Origin of the sequence: Maribacter sp. (assembly GCF_039968975.1) — a bacterium.
Lineage (GTDB): Bacteria > Bacteroidota > Bacteroidia > Flavobacteriales > Flavobacteriaceae > Maribacter.
This window is the reverse complement of the sequence record NZ_JBDVOT010000159.1, coordinates 1-3,840: the sequence shown is the minus strand read 5'-3', so window position 1 is coordinate 3,840 and position 3,840 is coordinate 1. Positions and strand designations below refer to the sequence as shown.

The 3,840-nt window shown below is 32.0% G+C and carries 1 protein-coding gene and 1 pseudogene; both read left to right on the top strand.

Translation table 11 applies throughout. The annotated features are described in order from the left end of the window. Positions 1–12 precede the first annotated feature (12 nt). Positions 13–3,423: a BspA family leucine-rich repeat surface protein gene (locus tag ABJI11_RS10915; RefSeq protein WP_348352052.1), complete on the top strand. Its 3,411-nt coding sequence runs from the start codon at positions 13–15 to the stop codon at positions 3,421–3,423. Positions 3,424–3,470: 47 nt separating this feature from the next. Then, a pseudogene (locus ABJI11_RS10910) lies at positions 3,471–3,840 on the top strand (hypothetical protein); the annotation flags it as partial.

Genomic DNA, 3,840 nt, shown 5'->3' with positions numbered 1-3,840 from the left:
CAAGTTTTTGATATGGATAACATTTTTTCGTTTGCAGTGGCATTCGAGCAAGATATTTCAAATTGGAACATTAGTAACATTGATAGTATGCGAGAAATTTTTAAAGGTATTTCTTTGTCTACTGAAAATTATGATAAAATACTCATTGGCTGGAGCAATCTACCTTCACTTCCGTCCGGTATACTTTTTAATGGTGGTAAAAGCCAATATTGTTTAAGTACGTTACAGAGACAAAAATTGATAGATGATAATAATTGGAGTTTTATAGATGGAAATGAAAACTGTACTCAAGAGCCTTTTATAACAATATGGCAGACAGATATTCAAGGAGCTACTGAAAATAATCAAATTAGAATTCCCGCTCATCCTGATGAGTATTACGACTATAAGGTAGATTGGGGAGATGGAACAACAGATTATAATGTGCATGGCACAAAAATTCATACTTATGAATCTCCTGGAATTTATGAAGTAACTATTTCAGGAGAATTTCCAAGAATTTACTTTAATGGAAGTTGGGATTTCCCAAAATTGTTATCTATTGAGCAATGGGGCGATAATTTATGGACCTCTATGGAGCAGTCATTCTCAAAATGTCGTAACCTAGATATAAAGGCTACGGATATTCCGAATTTGGAATTAGTAACGGATTATAGCTATGCTTTTGCAAGCTGTGAATCATTAATTGGTAACCCATCGATGAATAATTGGGACGTTAGTAATGCCAAGAAAATGACCGGGATATTTACGAGTGCACTTTCATTTAATCAAGACATAGGAGATTGGGATGTTGGGAACGTTGTTGAAATGATATCAATGTTTTCAAATGCCGATTCGTTTAATCAAAATATTAGTAATTGGAATCTTGCTTCTGCGGAATCAATCAGAGCTATTTTTTCAGGAGCAAAATCTTTTAATCAGGATATTGGTAACTGGGATGTTAGTAATGTAACTAATATGTCTCATGCCTTTTATAACACAGGAAACTTTAATCAAGATATTTCAAATTGGGACATATCGAAAGTTGTTTATATTGATTATATGTTTTTTGGGGCAAAAGCTTTTAATCAACCAATAGGGAAATGGAATACCTCTAATTTAACTTCGATAAAGGGTTTATTGTGGGCTGCACCTTCTTTTAATCAAACTTTAGCAGATTGGGATATTGGTAATATTTCTAGAATGGATAATTTTCTTTCTGGCACTGCGCTTTCAATGAGTAATTATGACGATACTTTAATTGGATGGAATAATCAATCACCAAATACTTCTGTGATAATGGACGTTCGAGGTCATTTTTACTGTGCATCTCAACAAGCTAGACAAAATTTGATAGATGTACATGGGTGGCAGTTTAAAGACGATGAATTTGATTGTACTGCTAGTAATTTTGAAACTACGTGGAATACATCCAATTTTGGATATTCAGAAAACAATCAGATAACAATACCTACATATCCTGATGAAATATATAATTATACAATTGAATGGGGAGACGGTTCAATAGATAATAACGTAACAGGTGACATTACGCATACATACACTAGTGAAGGTACTTTTCAAGTTTCTATTTGGGGAGATTTTCCTGGAATATATTTTAACAATTCAGGTGATAGAGGAAAAATTATATCTATTGATAATTGGGGTGATACAGAGTGGGCTTCGATGAAAGGGGCTTTTTACGGTTGTTCCAATTTAGAGATTTTAGCTACAGATGTTCCTAATTTTAATCAGCTATCGACATTAGAAAATATGTTTACTAATTGTACCACATTAGTAGGAACCGTGTACATGGCTTTTTGGAATTTGAATAAAGTGAAAAACCTGTCACAAATGTTTGAGGGAGCTATAAATTTTAATTCATTGATTGAAAATTGGAATACGTGCAATGTTGAAGAAATGACAGCAATGTTTAAAGGAGCAATATCCTTTAATGGAAACATTGACGTGTGGGATGTTGGAAAAGTTACAAGTATGCAATCAATGTTTCAAAATGCATCATCCTTTAATAGGAATATAAATAGTTGGGATGTTTCTAAAGTCAAGAATATGTCATCAATGTTCAAAGGGGCAAGTTCTTATAACTCTTATACTGGAAGTTGGCAAGTAGACAATGTGGTCAGTATGCACAGTATGTTCGCAGGTGCTTTGTTATTTAATCAAGAATTAAAGGATTGGAATGTAGGTAATGTCACAGATATGAATAATATGTTTGCCAATTCAGCTTTTAATAAAGATATTAATAAATGGAATGTAAGGACCGTAATTAGTATGGAAAACATGTTTTATTCTGCAAATTCCTTCAATCAAAATATTGCAGATTGGGATGTTAGTAGCGTTGAGAATATGAAAGGGATGTTTAATCTTGCAACTTCATTTAATCAAGATTTGGGTTCATGGAATATTAGTCAAGTATCAGATATGGATATGATGTTTACTGAAAGTTCTCTGTCTATCGAAAACTATGATAGTTTATTAAACGGCTGGAGCAAATTACCTTCTTTAATGCAAAACGTAAATTTTGATGCCGGTAACAGCAAATATTGTACAGCAATTGCTTCTAAGGAGATTCTTATAGATAATTACGGATGGAATATATTTGATAATGGTAAAAGTACTCTGTGTGATACAGACATTGATCAAGATGGAATATTGGATTATCTTGATACTTGTTTAGGTACACCAGTTGGCGCTCCGGTTAATGAAACTGGATGTATGATTATATCGTCGGATTTTTATAAGATAACAAGTATCCAAGAGTCGTGTCCAGATCAAAATAATGGGCAAATAATTATAGAAGCAGCCTATGAATTCGAATATACTGCGACCTTGAACAATATGGAATATTTTTTTAATAAAGATTTGATTATTGATGACCTTGAACCTGGAATTTATGGTTTGTGTATTAGCAAAAAAGACTTGCAAAATACCAGGTGTTTTGAATTTCAAATACAAGAATCCCAACAGCTTTCAGGAAAAACAGTTATAGAAAATAACCCTTCTGATAAGAAAATATTAGTTACAATGGAAAAAGGAACTTTTCCATATCTAGTAAAGATAAATAACGATAGAATCGGTGAGTTTCAAAGCCAATCATTTTCTTTTAATGTTTTAAATGGAGACGTGATTGAAATATTCTCAAAATATGATTGCGAAGGAAAAATAACATTGACAATACCAAATGAAATTATTCACGATTCTTTCGTTAATCCTGTAGATGCTACAGTCGAGATTCAAATAAAAGAAAATAATACTACTGTATTTTTAGAACTTTTTGATATGACTGGAAGGTATCTTGAGACGGTAAAAAATTACGTTAACAATAATAAAGTGTCTATGAACATTGAAAAATTTCCTAATGGTATTTATATGATTAAAATCAATGGAGACAATAATAGAACCTATAAACTAATAAAAAGATGAAATTGAAATTTAAAAATTCTATTATTTTTTTTATAGTCATATTAATCTTGAGTTGTGGAGGAAATAAGGAACTTGATGAAGAAATGACTCCGCCAAAAGAGAAAGCCAAGGAAATAATAAATGTAGCTCCGTCAATTCCTACTCTAATTTATCCGAGTAATGAACTTTTTTGCATTGAGAATGAACTTGAATTTAGCTGGACGGCTTCTACTGATTCAGATGGTGACTCTATTTCTTATAAGATTCAAATAGCAGAAGATGAGCAGTTTAATAATGTTGTCGTAGAAGAATTAAGATCTGTAAATGAAATTATTGTTCCCTTGGAAAAGGGTAAGACTTTTTATTGGAGAATTCTTGCGATAGATAATCAAGATAATAGTAGTGGTTTTACTCCTACATGGAACTTTTATACGGAAG